The organism is Lacihabitans sp. CS3-21, from assembly GCF_024343675.1.
Lineage (GTDB): Bacteria > Bacteroidota > Bacteroidia > Cytophagales > Spirosomataceae > Leadbetterella.
The window spans coordinates 203,642-227,569 of record NZ_RJUD01000001.1; the positions used below are offsets into that span (position 1 = coordinate 203,642).

21 protein-coding genes are annotated in these 23,928 nt (G+C 38.0%); 7 read left to right on the forward strand and 14 right to left on the reverse strand.

The window, feature by feature from the left end; genetic code table 11:
* Nucleotides 1-8 precede the first annotated feature (8 nt).
* A complete protein-coding gene (locus tag EGI24_RS00835) occupies nucleotides 9-1,433 on the forward strand; it encodes an amidohydrolase (protein ID WP_255046274.1) in 1,425 nt (474 codons plus the stop codon).
* Nucleotides 1,434-1,493: 60 nt separating this feature from the next.
* Here EGI24_RS00835 and EGI24_RS00840 read toward each other — a convergent pair whose 3' ends face one another.
* From EGI24_RS00840 to EGI24_RS00855, 4 genes are all read right to left on the reverse strand, one after another.
* Complete coding sequence (locus EGI24_RS00840) at nucleotides 1,494-1,850, reverse strand: protease inhibitor I42 family protein (protein ID WP_255046275.1); 357 nt, start codon at nucleotides 1,848-1,850, stop codon at nucleotides 1,494-1,496.
* Between the two features lie 95 nt (nucleotides 1,851-1,945).
* The gene (gene arfB, locus EGI24_RS00845) at nucleotides 1,946-2,359 is read right to left on the reverse strand and encodes an alternative ribosome rescue aminoacyl-tRNA hydrolase ArfB (RefSeq protein ID WP_255046276.1); all 414 of its coding nucleotides are present in this window, start codon (nucleotides 2,357-2,359) and stop codon (nucleotides 1,946-1,948) included.
* A 9-nt stretch (nucleotides 2,360-2,368) separates the two neighbouring features.
* Complete coding sequence (locus tag EGI24_RS00850) at nucleotides 2,369-3,085, reverse strand: glucosamine-6-phosphate deaminase (RefSeq protein WP_255046278.1); 717 nt, start codon at nucleotides 3,083-3,085, stop codon at nucleotides 2,369-2,371.
* A 54-nt stretch (nucleotides 3,086-3,139) separates the two neighbouring features.
* The gene (locus tag EGI24_RS00855) at nucleotides 3,140-3,964 is read right to left on the reverse strand and encodes an SGNH/GDSL hydrolase family protein (RefSeq protein ID WP_255046279.1); all 825 of its coding nucleotides are present in this window, start codon (nucleotides 3,962-3,964) and stop codon (nucleotides 3,140-3,142) included.
* 168 nt (nucleotides 3,965-4,132) lie between these two features.
* Here EGI24_RS00855 and EGI24_RS00860 point away from each other — a divergent pair, with 168 nt between their 5' ends.
* Nucleotides 4,133-5,413, forward strand: coding sequence for an NAD(P)/FAD-dependent oxidoreductase (locus EGI24_RS00860; RefSeq protein ID WP_255046280.1), 1,281 nt, complete (start codon nucleotides 4,133-4,135; stop codon nucleotides 5,411-5,413).
* A gap of 110 nt (nucleotides 5,414-5,523) precedes the next feature.
* Here EGI24_RS00860 and EGI24_RS00865 read toward each other — a convergent pair whose 3' ends face one another.
* Complete coding sequence (locus tag EGI24_RS00865; RefSeq protein WP_255046281.1) at nucleotides 5,524-7,026, reverse strand: PLP-dependent aminotransferase family protein; 1,503 nt, start codon at nucleotides 7,024-7,026, stop codon at nucleotides 5,524-5,526.
* A gap of 83 nt (nucleotides 7,027-7,109) precedes the next feature.
* Between EGI24_RS00865 and EGI24_RS00870 the strand changes: the two genes are divergently transcribed.
* The 4 genes from EGI24_RS00870 to fabG all read left to right on the forward strand — a co-directional run bounded on the left by EGI24_RS00870 (nucleotide 7,110) and on the right by fabG (nucleotide 10,229).
* Nucleotides 7,110-7,529 (forward strand): GNAT family N-acetyltransferase, encoded by a 420-nt coding sequence (locus tag EGI24_RS00870; RefSeq protein WP_255046282.1) that lies wholly within the window; start codon nucleotides 7,110-7,112, stop codon nucleotides 7,527-7,529.
* A 52-nt stretch (nucleotides 7,530-7,581) separates the two neighbouring features.
* Nucleotides 7,582-8,220 carry a pyridoxamine 5'-phosphate oxidase family protein gene (locus EGI24_RS00875; protein WP_255046283.1) on the forward strand — a complete coding sequence of 213 codons (639 nt, stop codon included), beginning with the start codon at nucleotides 7,582-7,584 and terminating at the stop codon, nucleotides 8,218-8,220.
* 93 nt (nucleotides 8,221-8,313) lie between these two features.
* Nucleotides 8,314-9,408, forward strand: a complete 1,095-nt coding sequence (gcvT, locus tag EGI24_RS00880) for a glycine cleavage system aminomethyltransferase GcvT (RefSeq protein WP_255046284.1) — start codon at nucleotides 8,314-8,316, stop codon at nucleotides 9,406-9,408.
* An 86-nt stretch (nucleotides 9,409-9,494) separates the two neighbouring features.
* Complete coding sequence (gene fabG / locus EGI24_RS00885; RefSeq protein ID WP_255046285.1) at nucleotides 9,495-10,229, forward strand: 3-oxoacyl-[acyl-carrier-protein] reductase; 735 nt, start codon at nucleotides 9,495-9,497, stop codon at nucleotides 10,227-10,229.
* A gap of 91 nt (nucleotides 10,230-10,320) precedes the next feature.
* Here fabG and EGI24_RS21860 read toward each other — a convergent pair whose 3' ends face one another.
* From EGI24_RS21860 to EGI24_RS00900, 3 genes are all read right to left on the reverse strand, one after another.
* The gene (locus EGI24_RS21860) at nucleotides 10,321-11,745 is read right to left on the reverse strand and encodes an adenosine deaminase (protein ID WP_255046286.1); all 1,425 of its coding nucleotides are present in this window, start codon (nucleotides 11,743-11,745) and stop codon (nucleotides 10,321-10,323) included.
* Nucleotides 11,746-11,853: 108 nt separating this feature from the next.
* On the reverse strand, nucleotides 11,854-12,735 hold the full coding sequence (locus EGI24_RS00895; protein ID WP_255046287.1) for a hypothetical protein: 882 nt from the start codon (nucleotides 12,733-12,735) through the stop codon (nucleotides 11,854-11,856).
* Nucleotides 12,736-12,906: 171 nt separating this feature from the next.
* The gene (locus EGI24_RS00900) at nucleotides 12,907-14,523 is read right to left on the reverse strand and encodes an ABC-F family ATP-binding cassette domain-containing protein (RefSeq protein ID WP_255046288.1); all 1,617 of its coding nucleotides are present in this window, start codon (nucleotides 14,521-14,523) and stop codon (nucleotides 12,907-12,909) included.
* A 394-nt stretch (nucleotides 14,524-14,917) separates the two neighbouring features.
* Between EGI24_RS00900 and EGI24_RS00905 the strand changes: the two genes are divergently transcribed.
* Entirely contained in the window at nucleotides 14,918-17,716 is a 2,799-nt protein-coding gene (locus EGI24_RS00905) for a glycoside hydrolase family 3 N-terminal domain-containing protein (protein ID WP_255046289.1), read from the forward strand.
* Between the two features lie 96 nt (nucleotides 17,717-17,812).
* Here EGI24_RS00905 and EGI24_RS00910 read toward each other — a convergent pair whose 3' ends face one another.
* The 6 genes from EGI24_RS00910 to EGI24_RS00935 form a co-directional block, all read right to left on the reverse strand.
* Nucleotides 17,813-18,280 (reverse strand): LytTR family DNA-binding domain-containing protein, encoded by a 468-nt coding sequence (locus EGI24_RS00910; RefSeq protein WP_255046290.1) that lies wholly within the window; start codon nucleotides 18,278-18,280, stop codon nucleotides 17,813-17,815.
* Between the two features lie 259 nt (nucleotides 18,281-18,539).
* Nucleotides 18,540-19,088, reverse strand: a complete 549-nt coding sequence (locus EGI24_RS00915) for a hypothetical protein (RefSeq protein WP_255046291.1) — start codon at nucleotides 19,086-19,088, stop codon at nucleotides 18,540-18,542.
* Complete coding sequence (locus EGI24_RS00920; protein WP_255046292.1) at nucleotides 19,085-20,365, reverse strand: adenylosuccinate synthase; 1,281 nt, start codon at nucleotides 20,363-20,365, stop codon at nucleotides 19,085-19,087. The genes EGI24_RS00915 and EGI24_RS00920 overlap by 4 nt, the downstream gene beginning before the upstream one ends.
* 22 nt (nucleotides 20,366-20,387) lie before the next feature.
* The gene (locus tag EGI24_RS00925) at nucleotides 20,388-20,858 is read right to left on the reverse strand and encodes a Fur family transcriptional regulator (protein WP_255046293.1); all 471 of its coding nucleotides are present in this window, start codon (nucleotides 20,856-20,858) and stop codon (nucleotides 20,388-20,390) included.
* Between the two features lie 81 nt (nucleotides 20,859-20,939).
* Nucleotides 20,940-21,482 (reverse strand): hypothetical protein, encoded by a 543-nt coding sequence (locus EGI24_RS00930; protein WP_255046294.1) that lies wholly within the window; start codon nucleotides 21,480-21,482, stop codon nucleotides 20,940-20,942.
* A gap of 7 nt (nucleotides 21,483-21,489) precedes the next feature.
* Complete coding sequence (locus EGI24_RS00935; protein WP_255046295.1) at nucleotides 21,490-23,763, reverse strand: bifunctional (p)ppGpp synthetase/guanosine-3',5'-bis(diphosphate) 3'-pyrophosphohydrolase; 2,274 nt, start codon at nucleotides 23,761-23,763, stop codon at nucleotides 21,490-21,492.
* Nucleotides 23,764-23,928 lie beyond the last annotated feature (165 nt).

A 23,928-nucleotide genomic window follows, 5' to 3' on the forward strand; every position in this document is an offset into this window, starting at 1 on the left:
TATGCCTTATGAAAAAAGTTGTCTGTCTTTTTTGTTTGATTTTTGCGGGAAACCTATTTGCTCAAAATGAGATTGTGACGCATCTCGAACAAAACTTTACGAAATATACCCAAATGTCCGACCAGATATGGCAATGGGCTGAGCCAGGTTATTTAGAAGAAAAAACCGCTGCCTTGTTAATAAAAGAATTGGAAGCCAATGGTTTTTCTGTAAAAAAAGGCGTTGGAGAAATGACAACGGCTTTTGTGGCGACTTACGGCTCAGCTTACCCGACTATCGGAATTTTGGCCGAAATGGATGCTTTGCCGGGTCTCTCACAGGAAGCGATTCCTACTAGAAAGGCCAAAGCCCTTAACGGTTATGGGCATGGCTGCGGACATAATTTATTCGGAGTAGGTTCGGTGGCTGCAGCTATTTCTACCAAATCATGGATGGAAAAGAACAAAATAAAAGGAACGATAAAGCTCATAGGAACACCAGCGGAAGAAGGAGCGGGTGGCGGGAAAACATATTTGGTTCAAGCGGGAGTTTTTAAAGACATTGATGCCGTAATTAACTGGCATCCTGGCGACAATAACAACGCCAGCCCAAACTCATCGTTGGCGTATCGAGTTACGAACTTTACTTTTGAAGGCCTAGCAGCACACGCTTCAGCGGCTCCAGAAAAAGGTAGGTCAGCATTAGATGCAGTGGAGGCCATGAATTACATGGTAAACCTCATGAGAGAGCATATTTCGCCCGAAACAAGGATTCATTATGTGATAAAGAACGGGGGCTTAACTTCCAACATTGTACCTGATTACGCCATGGTTGAATATACCGTTCGTCACCCGTCAGCCAAGGGTATGGAAGAAGTTTGGAACAGAGTTCAGAAAGCAGCCCAAGCGGCAGCTTTGGGAACAGAGACCAAAATGAGTTTCGAGATAATGGCGGGGTTGTATAATCTACTTCCCAACGAAACCCTGGCCAAAGTCATGCAAAAAAACCTTGAAATCGTAGGTGGCGTAAAGTTAACGCCCGAAGAAAAGAAGTTTGCTGAGGATATCAGAAAGACCGTTTTTTCAAGTTCTTTGTCCACAGTAGAGTCAGCAGATCAAATAAAACCATATACTTCAGGACTAGCTACACCCGCTTCTACGGATGTGGGCGATGTGAGCTGGGTTGTACCCACGGCTGGACTTTCTACTGCTACTTGGGTGCCAGGAGTACCTGCTCACAGCTGGCAGGCAGTGGCTTGTAATGGTATGAGTATTGGTCACAAAGGCATGATAAATGCTGCCAAAACTATGGCTTTAACAGCAAAAGATTTATTTATGAATACGAGTTTGGTAGAAAATTCTAAAGAAGAACTTTATAAAATGCGTGGTGGAAAAAACTTTGATTACAAGTCGCTAGCAGGTGACAGAAAGCCACCATTGGATTATAGAAAATAGCTATAAGTCGGTCACGAATGCACGTTTTTATTAGTGCATTCGTGGTAAAAATCACATAAATTATTCAACATTAACCGTCAAGGTATCTGTTTGGGCAGGAGCCACATCTTTTTCCCAAGACCTTTGATAGGTGAATAGTATTTGAGTACTCCCTGCTTTTATTCCTTTTATTTTGTATTTGAATTTCGACGGTGTTCCTACCATTCCGTCTTTGTTTTCGCTTACTATTTCTTCGGTTATTTTGACTATTTCTGGATTTTCTGCTTTGTATTGCCAAGTGTAACCAGTAGTTGGATTACCTTCTAATTCATGTGTAATGCTTTCTCCTACTTTGATGGTTGTTCCCATAAGTTTTGGTTTTTGTTGACAGCTCCATGTCGTGATAATGATGAGGGCGATGGCTAGTCTTGTTTTCATTGGTTTTTGTTTTTTGGTTTGAGTCGCATTGCTGCTTTGCGATACTTTAGCCGCAATGCATTGCGGCTTTACGGCTCAGCTTGAGACAGGCTACACTAGTCGTGCATGGGCTTTGTTCGCATTGCTTTCTTTTCCGCATTTACTTTCTTGGTTTTTAGTCTTTTTTCTATTTTTTCTAGTGTTGGCTTAGTGGGTTTTCGCTTCTTTTGAACACTTAGGGCAGATATCAATAATTCCTTGAATTTCTTTAAGGCCAATTCTTTGTTTTTCAACTGAGACCTACTTTCCTGACAAACCACTAAAAGTTCGTCTTCTTGGTTGATCTGGTTTTTGAGTTTTTCTCTGATTTTCTCTTTTTCAGCGTCGTCCAAAAAGACAGAAGCATTTATATCAAACCTCAATTCTACCTTTGTTTCTACCTTATTTACATTTTGCCCTCCGGCTCCGCTACTTCTTGAAGTATTAAAAACTACTTCATTTGTGAAGTCTATTTTTGCGATATTTTTCATTTCCAAAAATTACAAATCGGACGCTGCTGCCTTATCAATCCACAACAAACCGTAGCTGTGTTTTCTCAAAACAGTAGCAGGAAGCTTTTCGTTTATTTCTTCAGAAACTAACCTTTTCACAATCTCGGCTTTTGATTCTCCATTGGCCATAATCATGGCTTCCTTAGCTTCTAAAAGGTGTTTTATGCCTACAGTAATTCCTTTTGTTAATGGCGTTGATGAATTAAAATATTTTTGTCCAACAGTTGCAGTAATTTCTTCTAAATCAGTTACTTGGCAATAGGCATCAAACGACGAACCCGGTTCATTTAGCCCGAGGTGTCCATTTGTACCCAAACCAACAAGAATAAAATCAAGTCCACCTCGTGCAAAAATCAAGTGGTCCACTCGTTTACATTCTGATTCCAAATCGTCTGTCATTGAATCAAAAAAAGTATAATTTGATTCAGGAATATTTAGAGGTTTCAGTAGGTTTTGCTCCACAATATATCTGCAACTGCCTTCGCTTTCTCCAGAAATACCCACCCATTCGTCTAGACCTATGATGAAAGTCTGGGCAAAGTCTTCTGTTTTTGCCAATTCTGTTATTTTTTGATATGCCAAAATGGGTGTATTTCCTGAGGTCAAAACCAAGGTTGCGGTTGGTTTCTTTCTTACAATTTCTATAATGTGAGTCGACACGGCATCTGATAGGAACTCGTGGTTTTCGAAAATCTCAGTTTTCATTTTAACTTAATTTCTGTGTTTATATAAAGTCTTGGCAATATTAGCCAAATAAAATCATTTTTTACTAAACGCTTTTACAATCGCTTTTGCAATAATCTCGTTGCCTTGGTCAGAAGGGTGTAGTCCATCGTAGGTCATAGCAACCGCATCAACAGGATAAGGATATTCGTCTTTTTCAGGATTGAAAGCGATTTTTGTGTAAGCTGGATATTTAAATTTCTTGTTCAAGCTTGTTTCTGGGTCTTTAAGTAATTTATATTTCACCGCGTTTTTTACAGAGAGTTTTTTGTTGTGGTACAAATCCACCACTTGAATATTTTCAGATTTTCCTATTGCTTTTATTGCTTCTGCAAATTGTTCCAAAAACTGCCCATTTTTGTCTTTATATGACCCAAACGCATTGTTTTTCATGTTTGCCAAATATACAAAGTCGCTTCTTTGCATGGGCGTGATTAAGACGATTTTAGCAGCCTTATTAAGGCTTTTGAGTTTGTCAAGAATTACCCTAAAGGCACCATTTACCGTGCCGACACCGGTCTTTTGCTCATAATCAGCCAAAGTTCCAAGTGGTTTTCCGCCCCACCAATCGTTGGTACCAAGAAAAACCGTGTAAATATCTGCTTTCTCGATTTTCAGGTCTTCTATTTTTTCGGCAATCCTGATGGCTGTCCATCCATTATGACCTTGGTTGACATAAGAAATATGGGGAAGTTTTTCGTTTACCCTTGTCATGTAGCCTTTTTTCACCCGATTTCCAGTTTGTTCGGGGTGGTCGTTTAAATAGGTAATGGAATCGCCAATGGCTACCCATTTTACATTTTGAACAGATAGAGAACTCAGTCCAATAAATAGGACAAGACTAAATAGCAGTTTTTTCATTTAAAGGCTTGAATATTTAAAACGCTACGAAAGGTAATCTTTTGAGGGTAAATATGGCTAAAAGAAACTATTTTTGTTAATCATTTTGTTTAAAAATAAATAGCTTCGTCAAATTAGAGATTTCAAGAGAGTTGTCTTTTCTCCAAAATCTTGTTACATCAATAAAACATGAATCCGAACATACCAGAAACCAATCAAAAAAGAGTAGTCATAGTGGGAGCGGGCTTTGGAGGCCTCGTATTTGCTCAAAAACTCGCCAAGCAAAATTTCCAAATTGTATTAATCGACAAAAATAATTACCACCAATTTCAGCCGCTATTTTATCAGGTTGCGATGGCGGGGTTAGAGCCAAGTTCTATTTCGTTTCCATTGCGTAAGATATTTCAACACATGCCCAATGTACATATCAGAATAACGAAAGTAAATGCTGTGGACACGGATAAGCAATCGATAACTACAGAGTTGGGAGAAATTTCTTACGATTATCTTGTTTTGGGATTGGGCACGGACACCAACTTTTTTGGAATGCAAAACATGATGGACAAGGCCATTCCGATGAAATCTGTTTCAGAAGCCATTTTTCTTAGAAACCGTGTTTTGCAAAACCTTGAAGATGCTTTAACTACCCAAGATCCCTTAGAAAGAGAAGGCCTTATGAATATGGTTGTGGTGGGTGGTGGACCTACAGGCGTGGAGGTTTCGGGTACTTTGGCCGAAATGAAAAAGATTATTTTGCCGAAAGATTATCCCGAACTGGATTTCAATTTGATGAAAATCTACCTTTTTGAGTCGTCGCCTGAAGTATTGGAAGTAATGTCCGACGAGGCATCGGCTAAGGGGAAAGAATATCTTGAGAAATTGGGTGTAATCGTGAAAAACGGGGTAAGAGTAGTGGATTTTGACGGCGAATATGCCTACACCAGTACGGACGAAAAAATAAGAACCAACAATGTGGTTTGGGCAGCTGGTGTTAAAGCCAATGCCATAACAGGTTTTTCTCCAGAAATTTTTGGGCGTGGAGGAAGAATTAAAGTAAATGAATTTAACCAAGTAGAAGGTTTTCAAAACATTTTCGCTTTGGGCGATTTGGCTTTGATGACTGCTGATGCTGAATTTCCGAACGGACATCCTCAAATGGCTCAACCAGCCATTCAACAAGGCAAACTACTGGCTCAAAATTTCACGAAAATTATCAACAACCAAAGTCCGAAGTCATTCAAATATAAAGACTTAGGTTCAATGGCCACCATAGGGCGAAATTTGGCTGTAGTAGATTTGCCATTTTGGAAGTTCCAAGGCACATTCGCATGGTATGTATGGATGTTTGTGCACCTGATGTCTATTTTGGGTGTAAAAAACAAAATACTTATTTTCATCAACTGGCTCTGGAATTATATCACTTATGATCAGTCTTTGAGATTGATAATTAAGCCTAAGTTTAAGGAGTAGGAGGTTATTCTTCAAATAAAATTAACTATATAGGGTCAATAAACGGAGTGTTTTCACTGAGTGTAGCCGTGTTCACTGAGCGTAGCCGCGTTCATTGAGCGTAGTCGCGTTCACTGAGTGTAGTCGCGTTCACTGAGCGTAGTCGAAGTGAACTGCACGGAACGTTTCAACACCCCAACCGCCTCCCTCAACTCTTTAATAGTAGACGAAGCAAAGCCAAGCCGGGTATAGTTTTTAATCTTCCATTCTACATTGTGATGAACGCCATTGGAGATGTATAGTCCATTTTTGAGGGCCACTTCAGCAGTTTTCGGCATGTCTATTTCATCAGCAAATTTTACCCAAACAGACATTCCGCCTTCTGGTATTTGAAACTCAACTAGGTCTTGAAAAACTCGTTTTAGTTCTTCACAGAAAAAATCTCGCCGGATTTTATATTCTTTAAGTCCTTTGCGTAAGTGTTTCTGGATTATTCCTTCGTGCAAAAGTTGGGCAATGGCAGTCTCTAGCATATTGTCGCCTTGGCGGTCGATGATTCTTCTGTAGTGTGCCAAATGCTCAATCACATCTTCGGTGGCCACCAAATAACCTACCCGAAAGGCAGGAGAGATACTTTTTGTAAATGAGCCAGAATACAAAACCATGCCCTGATTGTCAGCACTTGCAAGTGGCATCAATGGCCTACTTTGGTAATGGAAATCATAGTCGTAATCGTCCTCGAAGATGATGAACTTATATTTTTGTGCCAACTGAAGAAGCTTAATTCTTCGGTCGGCTTTTAATGTCACAGTAGTCGGGTAGTTGTGGTGCGAGGTTATATAAATTAGTCTGATTGTATTACTTTTGCACAAATCTTCCAGAGCATCTACATCAAGGCCATTTTCGTCAATCGGCACTTTCAAAAGTTCTGCACCGGCTTGAAGAAAACTGATATTAGCACTTTGCCAACTTGATTCCCCAATGGCTACCTTGTTGCCAGGCTTGATAAAGGCCAAACTGGTTAGATATAGCCCCATTATCGTGCCTCTCACTATCAAAAGATTGTTTTCGCTTATATTCAGTCCTCGGGTTTCATTCAAATACTTTGCGAGCTCTTTTCTCAGCCAAAGACTTCCTTTTGTATCACTATAGCCAAGTTTTTGATAGGAGTTTCCATGTATTAAATTACTGCGATAGGCCCTTGCCAAATCAGCCAACGGAGCCAAGCGAGGGTCAGGAAAACCATCATCGAGGTGAAGTTTGTCTGTTGCTTTTATCACTTCTCTGATTAGGAAATCTTTCTTTTCAAATACAAACCCAGCACTTTTTGACTTTTGGTTTTTTTGATTTTCTTCCAAAAACTGAGGGATTATTTCAGGTAGATTCTGAGCTACGAATGTTCCATTTCCTTGTTTGGTTTCGAGCCAACCCTGGGTTATAAGTTCATCATAAACTTGAGTAATGGTTTTTCGATGAACGCCCAAAGCTTCACTTAAGGCCCTAGAGCTGAGTAGTTTTTGACCAAAAGACAGTTTTCCTTCACGTATCAAAACCATCAATTGTTGAGAAATCTGCTGATAAATCGGTGTTTTTAGTGATTTTTCTATCGTAATATTTGATTTGAAAGGAAACATAAATTGGACTACTCGTTTTGTAAATATTGGACGATTTGTGTCAGCCAGTAAAAGTATAGTTTTGTGATGTAATAAAAAACAGGATGGAAATAAAACTTGCAGAAACCGAAGAAGATTTAAAGAAATGCTTGGAAGTTATACAGGCTTTGCGACCGCATTTGACCTTGGATCGGTTCCTTTCTTTGATTCCAGAAATGAAGAAAGAATCCTACCGGCTTGCTTTCATTGAAGAAAATGGAAAAGCCGTTTCCGCTTGCGGATTCAGATACATGACTACGCTTTTTGAGGGGACGTTCATTTACATTGACGACTTGAGTACTTTGCCTGAGGGTAGGGGTAAAGGTTACGCAGGAGCATTATTTGATTTTGTTGTAGAAATCGCCAAAAAAGAGGGACTACCGGCAGTTCATTTAGATTCGGGTCATCAACGCTTCGATGCCCATAGGCTATATTTAAATAAAGGAATGAAGATTGTTTACCACCATTTTAGATTAGAAATCTGATTTAAATTTTTTTACTAAAAGAGAATAAACTCTTTTAAAACCAAAGAAAACCATGATACAACAAACCCCACGTACCACGACAAGCAGAATGCCGAAACGCACCCAATATGATGAAGAATTGGTGAATTCTATTTTAGATGAAGCATTATTTTGTACAGTTAGTTATGCACTTGATAATCAGCCCTATTCTATTCCAACGGCTTTCGTTCGGAAAGAAAACAGATTATATATTCACGGATCTGTGGGAAGTCATTTTTTGCGAAGAATAGAGTCAGGAATTCCCGTTTGTATTTCGGTTATGCTCACCGATGCATTGGTGGTGGCCAAGTCTGCGTTTCACCATTCTGTAAACTACAGGTCTGTTATTATCTTTTCAAATGCCGTAAAACACGAAAATTTCGAAGAAAAAGCATCGTTTTTTCAAGAATTGACAGAGAAAATAGTGCCGAACAGTTGGGATTATCTTCGTCCCATGAAGGCCAGTGAGGTGAATAAAACCACACTTTTGTCTTTCGAAATATCAGAAGCATCGGCCCGTATGCGTACAGGCATGCCCAATGACGACGAGGCCGACAAAGAACTACCCATTTGGTCGGGAATTATTCCTATACCGTGCAAAAGACAAACTCCACTTGCTGACGAAAACAGTGTGGGTATTCCTTTGCCAGATCATTTGAATCACTCTTCATAAATTATAAAAACCAATAATTTTCAGAAAGCCAGATAGCCAAAGCCATTTGTCGAAAGCAAATATTATATTTGTAAAAAAAACAAAAATCAACAAATGGACGCAAAGAAAATAACTCTCAGTGACTTTCACGAATCGATTGGTGGCAAAATGGTGCCTTTTGCCGGCTTTTATATGCCTGTTAGATATTCATCTGACAACGAAGAGCACCGTTGTGTGCGTGAAGGGGTGGGTGTGTTTGACGTGTCGCACATGGGTGAGTTCCACTTGAAAGGTGAAAAAGCCTTGGATTTGATTCAATATGTAACTTCAAATGACGCTTCAATTTTGTTTGATGGAAAAATTCAATATGCTTACTTACCCAATAAAGAGGGTGGCGTAGTAGATGATCTTTTGGTTTACAAAATCCAAGACAACGAATACATGTTGGTGGTCAATGCGGGCAATATCGAAAAAGATTGGAACTGGATTTCGAGCCACAACACATTTGGTGTTGAAATGACAGACCTTTCTGATGCAACAAGCTTATTTGCTGTTCAAGGACCAAAAGCTACCGCGACACTCCAAAAGCTGACCAGTATCGATTTGTCTGCAATGGATTATTATACCTTCGTTAAAGGCGAATTTGCGGGTCATCAAGGCATTACAATTTCGGCGACAGGCTACACCGGAGCAGGCGGATTCGAGATTTATCTGCCTAATGAACTTGCAGAAGAGGTTTGGAAGAAAATATTTGAAGCAGGAGCAGAGTTTGATATCAAACCAATTGGCTTGGGAGCAAGGGATACCTTGAGACTTGAAATGGGCTATTGTCTTTATGGCAACGACATCACAGATAATACATCGCCGCTTGAAGCAGGCTTGGGTTGGGTCACTAAATTCACCAAAAGTTTTATCAATAGCGAAAATCTTTTGGCTCAAAAACAAGCTGGTTTAAAGCAAAAATTGGTTGGCCTTGAAATGATTGACCGTGGAATACCTCGCAGTCACTACGAAATCTGTGACGCAGATGGAAACAGGATTGGAGAAATTACCTCAGGTACGCAATCACCAACTTTGAATAAAGGTATTGCGATGGGTTTTGTAAAAACCGAATTCTGCAAAGCAGGAACAGAAATCTTTGTAAAAATCAGAGAAAAATTGGTGAAAGCACAAGTGGTGAAACTGCCTTTTGTGAAGCCTGGTGTATAATATAGTCGCCAAAGTCCGTGTCCTCACAGACTTTCACCGCACAGGCTAAATGCAAAAAACAAAATAAACATCAACCAAAATAAAAAATGAAACTAAACAACAAAGTTGCCATCATCACTGGCGGAGCCAGAGGAATCGGCAAGTCTTCGGCCGAATTATTTGCACATGAAGGAGCAACGGTTATCATCTGGGATTTACTTGACGCTGGCCAAGAAACTGCTGATGAAATAGTAAAAGCAGGAGGAAACTGTCATTTCATGAAAGTGGCAGTAACAGACCCTGCGGCTATCGAAATTGCCGTTTCTGCAATCATCAAACAACATCATAGAATAGATATTTTGATCAACAATGCGGGCATCACCCGTGACAAAAGCATGCTCAAAATGACCCAAGATGAGTGGCAATCGGTGATTGATGTGAATTTAACAGGGGTTTTTAACTGCACAAAAGCCGTTGTTCCATACATGGTAGAACAAAAGTTTGGTAGAATAATTTGCACCTCGTCAATAGTCGGAATTTCAGGTAATTTTGGTCAAACCAATTACGTAGCCACAAAAGCTGCGATAATCGGCATGGTAAAAACTTGGGCCAAGGAATTCGGAAAACACAATATCACAGCAAATGCTGTAGCTCCAGGATTTATAAAAACCGATATGACAGATCTTATGCCTCAGGAGGTTATAGATAAAATGGTGGCCGAAATACCTTCAAAACGTATGGGTTTACCTTTAGATATAGCCAATGCATATCTGTTTTTGGCATCTGAGGAGGCTTCATTTATCAATGGCCACACCCTTTCGGTGAATGGTGGGATGGTGTAAATGGTTTTGAAAGGCCTTTAAAATGATTTTAATTAACTTAACGAAATTTTTTCAATCCGTGTCTTATTTATAAAATCCGTGTTCTATAAAATCACTTCTCAAAAACCATTTTCTCAAATTCAAGAAAATCGTTTTCCATTTTCTTCAAAATAGAAGTTTTCATACTTTCCTCTTCAATAAAAGAGAAGCGGATACTGTTGAAAACCAATTGTTTAATTTCTGAATAAGAAAACTCGGGATAGCGTTTGGCGAGTAAAACGTATTGCTCGGTGAGGTTGGTTCTTAAAACGCCGGCATCGTCGGTAGAAATGACTATTGGCACTCCGTGTTGATGATATAGTGAAATGGGGTGTTCGTCGTTTTTGACATTCAGAATAAATTCGTTGCTCGTCAGATTTATTTCTACAGCAATTTGTTCCTCTTTCATTTTTTTCAAAAGTGAAAACGCATCTTTTTCAAACGGTAAATCTATTCCATGCCCAATTCTTTTGGCATTGGCTACTGAAACAGCCTCATTGATATGCCAAGAGAGTTCCTCGGGTTTGACCAAGCCAAGTGTCAATTCACCTGCATGAAGGGCGTTTTTGGTATTCGGATACTTTTCGTTCAGATATTTATACATCTGCATATGCAGCCAATAATCTTGCATAGATACTTCTCGGTCCTCTTGACCAACAATATTTACGCCGTTGACCAGCGGACTGCTTTGATCAGATAGATAACACACCACTAAATCGCCAAAAACTTCTGCTGGTTGTTTTAATCGAAGGATAGCATTTTGGTAGCGAAGCGTAAATTTTTCATTGTCTATAGCGTTGGAAGTGTGAATTCTTTGTAAATCTTCATTGTATTTTTGGGCTTGTTTTTGGGCTCCATTTGCAATGAAGAAAGCATACATTTCATCCAAAATAGTCTTTAGAGTTTGCTCATCCTTCTTTTGTTGTGTATTTTTCACTCTTTGATTCAAGGCCTGCATTTTCTGAGCATCTCCACCCTTGAAAAAAAGCAAAAACATGGTTTCTATATAACTCACGTTTTCTTTTAAGGCTCTTTCTTTTAGTTCCAAGAGGCCAGTAGCAAGGTTGGGGTCTTTAGCTGGCATAAAACCATCGAAAGTGCTAAAAAAGTGATCATCCGATGGGCCTTTTGAAGGATGAAAATCTTTGCTTGACCATTTCTCTAGAAGTTTCTGTTTGTAGAATTCAAAATGATTTTTCTGAATAAGATCAGAAATTTTTCTCCAGTTTTTATCTTTTTGTAAATCAATAGAGCGTTCTTTTTGAATTATTAAAGTATTGATATTAAGCCAGAAATCATTTTTTACGGCGTACTCAATAAATGTTTCGGTATAAATGGAGCCGTCATAGTGGTGGTGCAAATCTCCGCCTTTGGGCATGGCCGAAAAGAAAGCTCTTAATTGAGCAGTATGATTACGAATTTTATCAAATTGACTGTCGAGAGATTGACTTTTTGCAGAAAAAAAACTGAAAACGAAAAGAACGAATATTTTCTTCACTTGTCTGATTTTTGAGTTTAAACTGTAGTTTAAATTCTCTGCAAGTTACGGATTTTTTTTGGTTCTAGAAAAATGGGTTTTTAGGAGGAAAGGTGAAATGTGAATGAATCACTTAAATACTCCCTTAGGATCGGCTTTTCTTTTCAAAAGTTCGGCCAGAATCTCAAAGTTTATTTCTTTAGGGTTTAAATCATAACCTTGATGGAAACTCACCCAAGCATCATCTAGTTTATTTTCTATGATACTCACAAGTGTGAGCTGCATGTAGGCTGGTGTATATTTGGGCTGAATTTCTAAGGATTTAGTTAGAAGGTTCCGAGCATTCGCTGTTTCAATCATCGAATTTGGATTGTTTAATGCCGTTTTTATATAAACTGTGGCGAGGTCAGCCATCAGCACATAGTTGGGCTCACTCGGAATCTCTAGGCCCTTATTCATTAGTTTTATAGCATTCGAAAAATTCTCAGACTGAAACTCTATAACGCCCAATCCCCAATAGGTCTCTACGTTTTCGTTGTTCAAAAGCCAAGAAAGATTGAATCGGTGGATGGCGGTATTTTTGTCTCCTTCTGCCAGATAATCCCAACCCATTTTTGAAAAAAACGCACTTGCTTCAGCTCGAGACTTAAACTGCTTATCGCAATCTGATATAAACATCTGGTCATCAATTTCTTGAGACTCTGTTTTTGTGAAACCGCCATATAAAGGAATAAGGTTGATGTCTATTCCAATAGGAGCCGTTTTGTTTACAATCACTACCTCTGCAATGCTCTCAAGCATAGAAGGAGCCTCTTGCTTTGTTTTAATTACAGAAGAGTTAGAAGTCGTTTTTTTTTCATTAGCCAAATTGGTACCCTTAACCAAGGAATTGCTTCCTGTGGTTTGAGACTTAAGTACAATTTGTTGGGCAAAACCCCCAATACTTAAGGTTGAACAAAAACCGAAAATTATTATATTTTTTAGCAAGGTCTTATTTTTTCTTAAAAGCATAATGTAAACGCTAATTTTCAAAAAATATTTAAAATTTAATAATATTCTTTGAAAATTTCGTGCCAAGTTTTAAATATAACAAAGTGCACTGATAATGAGAAAGTTAAACATGTATAGAAACAAAAAAGCCACTTGGATTTCAAGTGGCTTAAATACAAAATGAATTCAAAATCAATATATCTCTTTTCTTTGTCCTTTGATTCTTTCGTCGGTCAAGAATTCGTCGAAAGTCATCATTTTATCTAAACAACCTTTTGGTCCTATCTCTATGATTCTGTTGGCCACGGAGTTGGTCAGTTGGTGGTCATGACAAGCAAACAGAATGTTACTGTCAAAGTCTTCCATACCTTTGTTCAGTGCCTGAATCGACTCCAAGTCTAAGTGGTTGGTAGGTTCATCAAATATCAAAACGTTTGAATTGGAAAGCATCATTTTTGAGAACATACAACGTTGTTTTTCTCCTCCAGAAAGTACTGAACTCTTTTTCAAGGCTTCTTCGCCCGAAAACAGCATTCGTCCCAAAAACCCTCTAATAAACGATTCATCTTTTTCAGCAGAATATTGTCTTAGCCAATCTACCAATATCATGGTGCTGTCAGAGAAATAGTCCGAGTTATCGTTAGGTAAGTAGTCATTGGTGATGGTTACGCCCCACTTAAATCCTCCTTCAGTGGCTTGTTTTTTGCCACTTAAAATATCAAAAAGTGCAGTTACCGCTTGGCCGTCTTTGCTCAAAAACGCAATCTTATCGTTTTTACCTACCCAAAAACTTACGTCTTTGAAAAGATAAACGCCTTCCTCGTTTTTGTAGCTCATGCTATCTACTTGCAATATTTGATCCCCAACCTCTCTTTCTGGCTTAAACCCAATAAACGGATAACGTCTTGAAGAAGGCTGGATAGCCGTAATATCCAATTTCTCAATCATTTTCTGACGAGCAGTAGCTTGTTTAGACTTGGCCACGTTGGCAGAGAAACGACGGATAAAATCCTCCAATTCTTTCTTTTTCTCTTCTGCTTTCTTATTCTGATCAGCTTTTTGGCGGGCTGCTAACTGGCTGGATTCATACCAGAAAGAGTAATTTCCACCAAAAATCGATATTTTTTTGAAATCCAAGTCTGCCACGTAGGTACATACGTTGTCCAAAAAGTGCCTATCGTGTGATACTACTATTACGGTATTTTTGAAGTTCATCAAGAAATTCTCCAACCACAAGATGGACTCAATATCCAAGTTGTTGGTAGGCTCATCCAAAAGCAATACGTCTGGATTTCCAAATAATGCTTGAGCCAACAATACTTTTACTTTTTCTGTTGGGTTGATGTCTTTCATTAGCATGTAGTGCAGGTCTTCGGTTACTCCCAAGCCTGAAAGTAATGAGCCAGCATCAGATTCAGCCTCCCAACCATTCATTTCTGCAAACTCACCTTCTAGTTCAGCAGCACGATTACCATCTTCTTCACTAAAATCAGGCTTTAAATATATAGCGTCTTTCTCAAGCATTACCTCATAAAGTCTTTCGTTACCTCTCAAAACGGTATCGAGCACTGTAAACTCATCAAAGGCGTTCTGATTTTGATTCAAAACAGACATTCTTTCACCAGGATCCAAAGAAACCCTGCCGGAAGTGGGGTCAAGTTCTCCAGAAAGTATTTTTACGAAAGTAGTTTTTCCAGCACCATTTGCACCGATAAGTCCGTAAACATTACCTGGAACAAACTTCAAATTTACATCTTCAAACAAAACCCGCTTACCAAATTGAAGCGAAAGATTAGAAACAGTCAGCATATTTTTTGTTTATATTATTGTCTTGAAAAAACGATGTTTCAAAACCAAGGTGCAAATTTACGAAATTTCTAAGTAGTCTGAAAAATATATCACTTCTTCCTGAAAAACAGCAATACTATCTTCACAAATCGACCTTTTAGGGAGTTTTTCCTACATGGAAGGGTCAAAAATTTTTAAATCTTTGATAAATATTGCTTTTTTGTATTTCGAAACTTCTTTATCAATGAAAAAATCCCATTATTTTTTTGCAACAATTTCTATACTAATGGGAATTTTGACTCTTTTCACTTCTGCCAGGAATCCATATAATATACAAACACAAGATTTTAATTCAGAAAAACCGATTGATTTTAAACAAAAACAAATTTTATGGGCAGATAGCGTTTTGGCAACAATGTCGTTAGAACAAAAAATCGGTCAGCTTTTTATGATTTCGGCATTTACGAATAGAAACGAAAATGACTATAGGCGAGTAGAAGAACAAATCAGAAAATATCACTTGGGAGGTCTTATTTTTTTTCAAGGAAATCCTCTAAAACAAGCCGAATTGACCAATAGATACCAAAACGCTGCTTCACATCCTATGTTAATTGGGATCGATGGAGAGTGGGGCTTGGGCATGAGGCTGGATGATGCTTTCTCTTTTCCCAAAGCAATTACTTTAGGAGCAACTGCTGATGCAGAATTAATAGAAAAAATGTCTTTTGAGATAGGGAAACAATGTAAAAGATTGGGTATTCACATAAATTTTGCTCCAGATGCCGATATTAATTCTAACCCTAAAAATCCGGTTATCAACTTTCGTTCATTTGGAGAGTCTGTGTCTAATGTTACAAACCTTTCTTTGGCCTATGCCAGAGGACTCCGAAAAGCCAATGTTATGGGCAGTGCAAAACATTTTCCAGGTCATGGAGACACGGGCGAAGATTCTCATTATGCCTTACCTGTTCTTAATCACACCTTAAAGCACATCAACGAAGTAGAAACCATGCCTTTCAGGGCTCTGATTGAAGATAGCATAGCCAGCGTAATGATAGGACATTTACATGTACCACAGCTCGATGACTCGCCGAATACGCCAGCGAGTGTTTCAGGAAAAATCATTAACGAATACCTAAAAAAAGGAATGAATTTTAATGGTTTAGTTGTAACCGATGCTCTAAACATGAGGGGATTGCTAAAGTACTTTCCAACAGGATTGGCGGAGGTTAGGGCTTTTCAAGCAGGAAATGATCTGCTATTACAAACTGGAAATATAGACATTGCCTTTGAAGCTTTACATAAGAAGTTTTTGGATAGTACCTTGTTGGTGAGTGATCTCGACCAAAAGGTGAGAAAAATTTTAATGTCTAAATATTGGGTGGGCCTTAATAAATATAAGCCAATAGACCTTAGGAACCTCCTTGCTGATCTAAACAATCAAAAATCAAAAGACATCACCCAAAAGATATTCGACCAAGCCAGCACCATTGTGAAAGATGAAGAAGGCTTGCTTCCATTGGCAAACTCTCCGAATGTCGCTTATGCCACTTTATCAATTGCTGGAAAAGGAGATAATACTTTTCAAAAAACAATGTCAAATTATTGCAATATCGCCAATTATAATATTCCATTCAAACCCTCAAAGTCGAGCGATTGGACCTGGGTGGTAGAACAAGCCGCACAAAAAGATTTGGTAATTGTTGGTGTCCATGGAATGCACAATCTGGATAGTAGAAACTTTGGAGTTGTTCCAGAAACTATTAAAATCATCAGAGAACTTCAAAAACAGACCAAGGTAATTGTTTGTGTATTTGGAAATCCTTATAGTTTGAAATTATTCGATGAGTTTGAAACGGTAATTTGTGGTTTTGAAGACGAATCAGAAGCCCATATTGCAGTGGCCAATATTATTTTTGGAGTTAATGGGGCTAAAGGAAAAATACCTGTAAATACGCTTGCTTTGGACGGAAAAGTAGATTTTGGTATAAATACCGAGCCACTAGGTAGGGTTGGTTTAGGCATTGCCTCAGAGGTAGGAATGGATGTTAGTAAGTTGAATCAAATTCGTCTAATAGCCAACAATAGTATTTCCAATCAAGAATTTCCTGGTTGCCAAATTTTGGTAGCAAGAAAAGGGAAAGTGGTTTATTATGAATCTTTCGGGAATCTTAAATATGGGGCAGATGAACCCGTTAATAGCCAAACATTGTTTGACTTGGCGTCTCTTACCAAAGTTACTGCCACCTTGCAAGCAATAATGATACTTTATGATCAGAAAAAAATAGATATAAATTTAAAAGCCTCACAATATTTGCCAGAATTATCAAAAACAACCAAGAAAGATATTACAATAAGGGATATACTACTTCATCAGGCGGGTTTAAAAGCATTTATTCCTTTTTACGACAATACAAAAGATAATATCAACAACCTTAACCCAAAGTATTTCAAAAAGGAAAACCTGGACAATTCCTTTCTAAAGGTATCTGATAGTCTTTTTGTAAAACCATCAATAAAAGATTCTGTTTTTCAATGGATTGCCAAGAGTGATTTAATTCCTTATGGTAGTTCCAAGAAGTTCCTTTATTCAGACTTGGGATTAATTATTTTGCAACAAATCGTTGAAAAAATTTCAGGACAAAGTTTGGATGCTTATGTTGATTCTAAAATCTACTTACCTTTGGGCATGTATAATACGGGATTCAATATTTTAGAGAAGAAAAATACAACAAACGTTGCTCCGACAGAAATAACAAAGGACTACAGAAACGCTCTAATAAAAGGAACCGTACATGACCCCAATGCTGCACTTTTAGGTGGCGTAGCGGGTCACGCAGGCTTATTTAGTAATGTTTGGGACTTGGCGAAGCTTTTTCAAATGAATCTCGACAAAGGAGAATATGAAGACACACATTTCTTTTCTGAGAACACGATTGACTATTTTACTGCAAAACAATCGAGCGTGAGTCATAGAGGTCTTGGTTGGAACAAACCCACAAAAGATGACCCTAGCGTGTCTCAGTATGCATCAGAGTCTACTTATGGCCATACGGGCTTCACAGGAACAGCAGCCTGGGTTGACCCAGAGAAAGAACTTATATTTATCTTTTTGTCAAATAGGGTATATCCTTCTTCTGAAAATAATAAGATAATAAAAAACAAAACAAGAAAAAGGATTCACGACATTGTCTATGAATCCATAATTGAATAAATGCTCGGAGGGGTATTAAAGAAAAATGAAGCGTCGCACAGCAACACTTCATTGTTTGTAACCCAAAAAGTAAAAATTAACGTCTAAGTGCTTATTTCAAGACACTCTCAGTTTAGTCTTCATCTTTATCGTAGAACTCACGTTTTTACCGGAAGCGGTCAAAAAACGCCTATAATGCCTTCTAAAGTCAGCAGCCTTTCTACGAGAGATATTAATAATTTCATTGTCCATAAATAACTCGCCACCGCGACAGTTGAACAATAGATCTTTAACAAAATCAAAATTAACGATATAGGATCTGTGAGGCCGAACAAAATTTGATACCCCCTTCAACTCCTCTTCAAATAAACCGAGGGTCTTAGAGCTTATCACTTCTTTGCCACTTTTAAGCTTGAATATGGTATAGTTTTTTGCACTTTTAAGATAAACTATATCATTCAGGTCAATGAGCTTTCTTTTGCCGGCAACACGCATTTGCATTTCTGTCTCTGTAGACAGAACTCCTATAGACGGTAATCTCATCGGATTACTTGTCATCAAAGGTTTTGAGTAAAGTAGTTTCATGTTTTTTCTTGTTTAGCAGGAAAGCTTTTATTATAAATAGTGTTGCAATATTGGTGTTGCTTTTCTACTAATCATAATGTAATTCGATAAATGGCAGAGAATTTAGGATAAGTGACGGTGTTTATTTAAAAAAAACTATTAAACGGTACCATTTATAGCTTTGGCCTCTTTCAATAATTATTAAAAGGATAAACGAGAAAAATAGGAGGGATTATTGGCGGTCTATTAGCGACTTAAGAAATAGAATAAAGTAAAAAAACTACACTTGATACATATTCTTTAGGGCAGCCCATAATAATCTTTTTTCATCTTTAAGATTCGATTGAATGGCAGGAAAATCGTCTACTAGAAGATACTTAACATTTTGATGGAGATGTATTTGATAAGGATAAAGCAACAAGTCGTTTCCTAATTTACTCATTCCAATACCGAAGCTAATAATTTCTTTGGCAGAAGGATAATTTGATAGGCGTGTGTCTGGGGTCTTGGATAATTCAATTATTTCAGCATTTTCAATATGCTTTTTAATAGAAATTAATATTTTGGACAAAAGGTCTCTTTCTGACTCCGAAAGAGAATTTGTAATAATAATTAAGCTTTTATTTGAATGAAACGCTTTGGTTGAAGCTTCAGCATTACTAGGGGAAATTTCATTTGGGATGTTAGCAATTACAACAGGTTTAAGTGGTTCAACTACAGGATTAACAGCAGATTCGACAGATACACTTTCGTGGAATGTCGAATCTACTGTTTTTATGCCGAAGATAGTTTCTCCAGCAAATAAATAACCTGCTAATTGCTTGTTCATAAACCAGATGCTCTGGTAAGTGTTGCAGTTCTGTCTGGGCCAGTAGAAACATATGTAACAGGGACGCCAACTTCTTTTTCTATATAGGCCGTGTAAGCTTTTAACTCTTCTGGCATTTTGTCAAAGTCAGAAATGTTTTCAAGAGAACAATTCCAGCCTTTGAAAGTCTTGTAAATTGGTTTTACTTCCACATCACAAATATCAAACGGAAGCTCTTCGGTGGTGCTTCCATCTGGCAATTCGTAGTGTGTACAGATACTGATTTCGTCAAAAATATTCAGTACGTCTACTTTCATCATAACCAACTGCGTAACGCCATTGAGCATAATGGAGTATTTCAGTGCTGGCAAATCCATCCATCCGCATCTGCGTGGACGGCCGGTGGTGCTTCCGAACTCTCTTCCTTCCTTACGCATTTTCTCGCCAGTTTCTTCCAATAGTTCTGTTGGAAATGGACCCGAACCTACTCTAGTGCAGTATGCTTTGAAGATTCCATACACTTCGTTTATTTTTGAGGGAGCTACACCCAAGCCAGAGCAAACACCCGCCGCTGTCGTGCTTGAACTTGTTACAAATGGGTAAGACCCAAAGTCTATATCAAGCAACGAACCTTGAGCTCCTTCTGCCAATACTTTTGTGCCTTTTTCGGCTAATTGGCTGTTTATCAAATATTCGCCATCAACCAAATTGAATGTTTTAATGAATTCTAAAGCAGCAAAAAACTCTTTTTCTGCTTCTTCAAGTGTATATTCAAATTTGTAAAAGTCTAAAATTTGCTTGTGACTATTTACGAGTTTTTGATATTTTTCTTCAAAGTTTTTCGAAAGAATATCTCCAAGTCTTAATCCTTGACGTGAAACCTTGTCAGAATATGTTGGTCCGATTCCTTTCAATGTTGAGCCAATTTTCGCACTTCCTTTGGCTTGCTCATAGGCGGCATCAAGGAGTCTATGCGTAGGTATGATAATGGCTGTTTTCTTGGAAATAAACAGGTTTTTCTTAAAATCAATGTTGTAAGAAGCCAGACCATCAATTTCCTTTTTGAAAATTATGGGGTCCAATACCACGCCGTTTCCAATAATATTTATACAGTCATCACGAAATATTCCTGACGGAATCTGGTGCAACACATGTTTTTTGCCATCAAATTCAAGGGTATGACCAGCATTTGGACCGCCTTGAAAACGTGCAACTACTTTATAATCAGGAGCCAAAACGTCCACAATCTTCCCTTTGCCCTCGTCGCCCCATTGAAGTCCCAATAAAATGTCAACCATTAATTTACGTTATATTTTAGTATTAATTCTTTACTCGATTTTCGCATTCAGCATTTTTGCAGTTTCCATAAAAAATCAAAGAATGATGCATCACTTCGAAATTTAGGAAATCGCCTACCATATTTTGGATATTTTGAATCCTTGGGTCACAAAACTCCTTTACTTTGTTGCAGTCCATACATATCAAGTGATCGTGCTGCTTAAACCCATATGACTTTTCGTATTGGGCCAGGTTTTTACCAAATTGGTGTTTGGTGACCAAGTCGCATTCTACCAACAAATCAAGGGTATTGTAAACGGTGGCTCTGCTTACTTGGTATTTTTTGTTTTTCATAGAGATATACAAGTCCTCCACATCAAAGTGGTCGCCTCTGTTGTATATTTCTTCAAGAATAGCATACCTTTCGGGGGTTTTTCTCAACTGTTTGTTTTCAAGGTAAGCCGTAAAAATCTGCTTAGCTGCCTGAAAATTTTTGTTATTTTCTAATACCATAGCGTTTGTGAGCCCAATTGCGTCTTAGGTAATTTTTAAAATGCAAAATTAAGGGTTTTAATGGTAGAAAAAATAAAATTGTTAAAAGTTAGCATAAAGGCCAAAGTTTCTACTGGGAGTTAACCCAAGTTTTAGGTCTAATTCTTTTGACTTTGCTTTACTTTTTAGCTTTTCATTGTAAAGGTCTACAGACTTTGCTTTAAACTCGTTGGCATATTCTATCATACACACTCCTACAGCAAATATGGCAATTCCACCTAATAGCTGCTCTATGGGTCGGACGTAGTAGGTATAAAGTTTTCCATCTATTTCAGTTTGCATTTTTGTGCCTTTTATGGCATCATAACCTAAATAAAATCCTCCTAAAACAAGTGGAGGGCCAGCTGGAAGAAAGTATTTTGATTTTTTGTAAAGTTGAATTGATTTCTTTGCATTATCGTTAATGTAAAAACCCAATATTTCCTTTTGTTTAATTATGCTACCTAAATGGAAGATTTTTGTGTCTAAAATTCCTCTTTTATATGTCATGGCAGCTACAAAACTCGAATCTTGTGCATTAGCAAACAGGTTAATTGTTATAAAAAACAGGAGGAGCTGTGCTTTTTTTATTTTTGATTTATTCATACTAAATTTATTCGGTTTGTCCTCTTGATACGTTACTTACGCCATCTATTTCTTCCAATTTTGACATCAGAATATCCAAATGCTTCGTATCAAACACATATACTTTTATTTTTCCCTCAAATATGCCGTCGAAAGTTTCTACAGATAAGCCTCTCATATTAATGTGCAGCTCTCCCGAAATAACTTTTGAAATATCTTGAATCATACCTACTCTGTCGATTCCACTGAGGTCTATTGATACCAAATAAGACTTTTCAATTTGGCTTGCCCATCGAGCTTTTATTACCCTATTTCCATAGTTTGAAAGTAATTGCTGGGCATTTGGACAGAGGTTTCGATGAATTTTTATCCCTTCATTTATTGTTAAAAACCCAAAAACGTCATCGCCAGGTATGGGATTGCAGCATCTTGAAAGTGTGAAATCGATGTGCTGCATATCGTCACCAATGAGTAATGTGTCGTTACCCTTGGTTTGTTTTATTTCTTTTTCAAAACTCTTGGCATCTTTGAAGGCCTTTTCATCTATGACAATTTTTTTCTGGCGATTAACCAGAGCTTCTCTTTCGTGTTTGAACTTCTTTATTTCATCAGGTAGAATATAACCTTTTCCGAAGAAGTAAAATAATTCGTTGTAATCTTTCTTGTTAAAAAAAGCTCTGAGTTGGTTAAAAGTTTCTAGGTTGTTTTCTAAGCCAAGATGTTTCAGTTTCTTTATTATTAACTCTTTGCCTTCGGTTACATATCCTTTATTGGACTCTTTGAGGGTATCTTTTATTCTTGCCTTAGCTTTTGAGGTCACCACAAACCTCAGCCAATCCTCAGATGGTTTCTGGTTTTTGGTCGTTAGAATTTCCACTTGGTCGCCATTTTGCAAAACATGGCTAATAGGCACCAAATGGCTGTTCACCTTTCCTGCTGTACATTTCCTACCGATTTCGGTATGTACGTCAAACGCAAAGTCCAACACAGTGGCCCCTTTTCTGAGCACTTTTAGGTCACCTTTTGGCGTAAACACAAATATTTCTTCGTTGAAAAGATTCCCTCTAAAGTCTTCTAAAAATTCAATGGCCGAGCTATCTTTTGATGCGAGTGTGTCTCGCACCTGATTCAGCCAATTGTCGAGGGGTTTGTCGAGGGAAGTGTCTGCTCCTTTGTATTTCCAATGGGCTGCATAACCTTTTTCGGCTATTTCATCCATGCGTTCGGTACGGATTTGTACTTCCACCCAAACACCAGCATTGCTCATAACGGTGGTGTGCAAGGATTCATAACCATTAGCACGAGGAGTAGAAATCCAATCTTTTAGTCGGTCGGGGTTTGGTCTGTACTCATCTGTGACTATAGAATATGCTTGCCAACAGGCAGCCTTTTCTTTCTCTTTTTCTTGCGGAGGTATACCCCTCAGGATTATTCGTATCGCAAAAAGGTCGTAAATGTTCTCGAAGGTTACATTTTGGGCATTGAGTTTTTTCCAAATAGAATATATGTGTTTGGGTCTGCCTTTGATGTAAAAATCAAGTTTAGCTTCTTTAAGTCGCTTTGAAATTGGCCTCATGAAACCGTCAATTAACTTCTTTCTGGCAGTCTTTGAGGTATTTAGCCTTGAAGAAATGTCTTTGTAAACCTCTGGTTCGGTATATTTCAAGTACAGATCTTCGAGTTCTGACTTTATTTGATACAAACCTAATCTATGTGCTAGAGGAGCATAAATGTAAATAGTCTCGTGGGCAATTTTCAGTTGCGAATTTCGAGCCATGCTACCCAGCGTACGCATATTGTGTAGTCTATCTGCCAGTTTTATCAAAATCACTCGCACATCTTGCGAAAGCGTCAAAAGCATTTTTCTGAAATTCTCAGCTTGAGCAGATTGTGTTTGCTCAAAGTTTTCAGCGATTTTGGTTAGTCCATCTATAATTTGTGACACTTTTGGCCCAAAGTCCTTTTCTATTTCGGCCAAAGTTATTGCGGTATCTTCAACCACATCATGAAGCAAAGCACATATAATAGACGTAGGTCCAAGCCCGATTTCTTCCACACAAATAAAGGCCACCTCAAGTGGATGATAGATATACGGCTCGCCCGATTTGCGACGCATTTCTTTGTGTGCCTCCATAGAAATGTCTAGGGCCTTTCTTATCAATTTGGTATCACCCTCTTTGATATGCTCCTTGGCTCCACGCAAGATTTTCTTATACCATTTCGTTATTTCCTTTTTTTCGGCCTCGGTATAATATTCATGTGGCGACTCAACGGGTAAAATGTTTTCTTTGCTCAATCCCATCAATTATTTTCCTATTTCTAAACAGACTTAATTTCTGCTAATGTATGCAAAAACTAATATTTTCTAAAACAAAATCGCGTTTAGGTTTGCTCAAAAAGAAATTTCATTAAAATTCTTAAAAAACATTTCGGGTTTTTTTGATTAATAAAAAAATAAATCTAACTT

Bases quoted from the DNA above. Each gene is read 5' to 3' on its own strand.
- EGI24_RS00835 (WP_255046274.1), top strand. From the start codon at position 9: ATGAAAAAAGTTGTCTGTCTTTTTTGTTTGATTTTTGCGGGAAACCTA.
- EGI24_RS00840 (WP_255046275.1), bottom strand. From the start codon at position 1,850: ATGAAAACAAGACTAGCCATCGCCCTCATCATTATCACGACATGGAGC.
- arfB (WP_255046276.1), bottom strand. From the start codon at position 2,359: ATGAAAAATATCGCAAAAATAGACTTCACAAATGAAGTAGTTTTTAAT.
- EGI24_RS00850 (WP_255046278.1), bottom strand. From the start codon at position 3,085: ATGAAAACTGAGATTTTCGAAAACCACGAGTTCCTATCAGATGCCGTG.
- EGI24_RS00855 (WP_255046279.1), bottom strand. From the start codon at position 3,964: ATGAAAAAACTGCTATTTAGTCTTGTCCTATTTATTGGACTGAGTTCT.
- EGI24_RS00860 (WP_255046280.1), top strand. From the start codon at position 4,133: ATGAATCCGAACATACCAGAAACCAATCAAAAAAGAGTAGTCATAGTG.
- EGI24_RS00865 (WP_255046281.1), bottom strand. From the start codon at position 7,026: ATGTTTCCTTTCAAATCAAATATTACGATAGAAAAATCACTAAAAACA.
- EGI24_RS00870 (WP_255046282.1), top strand. From the start codon at position 7,110: ATGGAAATAAAACTTGCAGAAACCGAAGAAGATTTAAAGAAATGCTTG.
- EGI24_RS00875 (WP_255046283.1), top strand. From the start codon at position 7,582: ATGATACAACAAACCCCACGTACCACGACAAGCAGAATGCCGAAACGC.
- gcvT (WP_255046284.1), top strand. From the start codon at position 8,314: ATGGACGCAAAGAAAATAACTCTCAGTGACTTTCACGAATCGATTGGT.
- fabG (WP_255046285.1), top strand. From the start codon at position 9,495: ATGAAACTAAACAACAAAGTTGCCATCATCACTGGCGGAGCCAGAGGA.
- EGI24_RS00895 (WP_255046287.1), bottom strand. From the start codon at position 12,735: ATGCTTTTAAGAAAAAATAAGACCTTGCTAAAAAATATAATAATTTTC.
- EGI24_RS00900 (WP_255046288.1), bottom strand. From the start codon at position 14,523: ATGCTGACTGTTTCTAATCTTTCGCTTCAATTTGGTAAGCGGGTTTTG.
- EGI24_RS00905 (WP_255046289.1), top strand. From the start codon at position 14,918: ATGTCGTTAGAACAAAAAATCGGTCAGCTTTTTATGATTTCGGCATTT.
- EGI24_RS00910 (WP_255046290.1), bottom strand. From the start codon at position 18,280: ATGAAACTACTTTACTCAAAACCTTTGATGACAAGTAATCCGATGAGA.
- EGI24_RS00915 (WP_255046291.1), bottom strand. From the start codon at position 19,088: ATGAACAAGCAATTAGCAGGTTATTTATTTGCTGGAGAAACTATCTTC.
- EGI24_RS00920 (WP_255046292.1), bottom strand. From the start codon at position 20,365: ATGGTTGACATTTTATTGGGACTTCAATGGGGCGACGAGGGCAAAGGG.
- EGI24_RS00925 (WP_255046293.1), bottom strand. From the start codon at position 20,858: ATGGTATTAGAAAATAACAAAAATTTTCAGGCAGCTAAGCAGATTTTT.
- EGI24_RS00930 (WP_255046294.1), bottom strand. From the start codon at position 21,482: ATGAATAAATCAAAAATAAAAAAAGCACAGCTCCTCCTGTTTTTTATA.
- EGI24_RS00935 (WP_255046295.1), bottom strand. From the start codon at position 23,763: ATGGGATTGAGCAAAGAAAACATTTTACCCGTTGAGTCGCCACATGAA.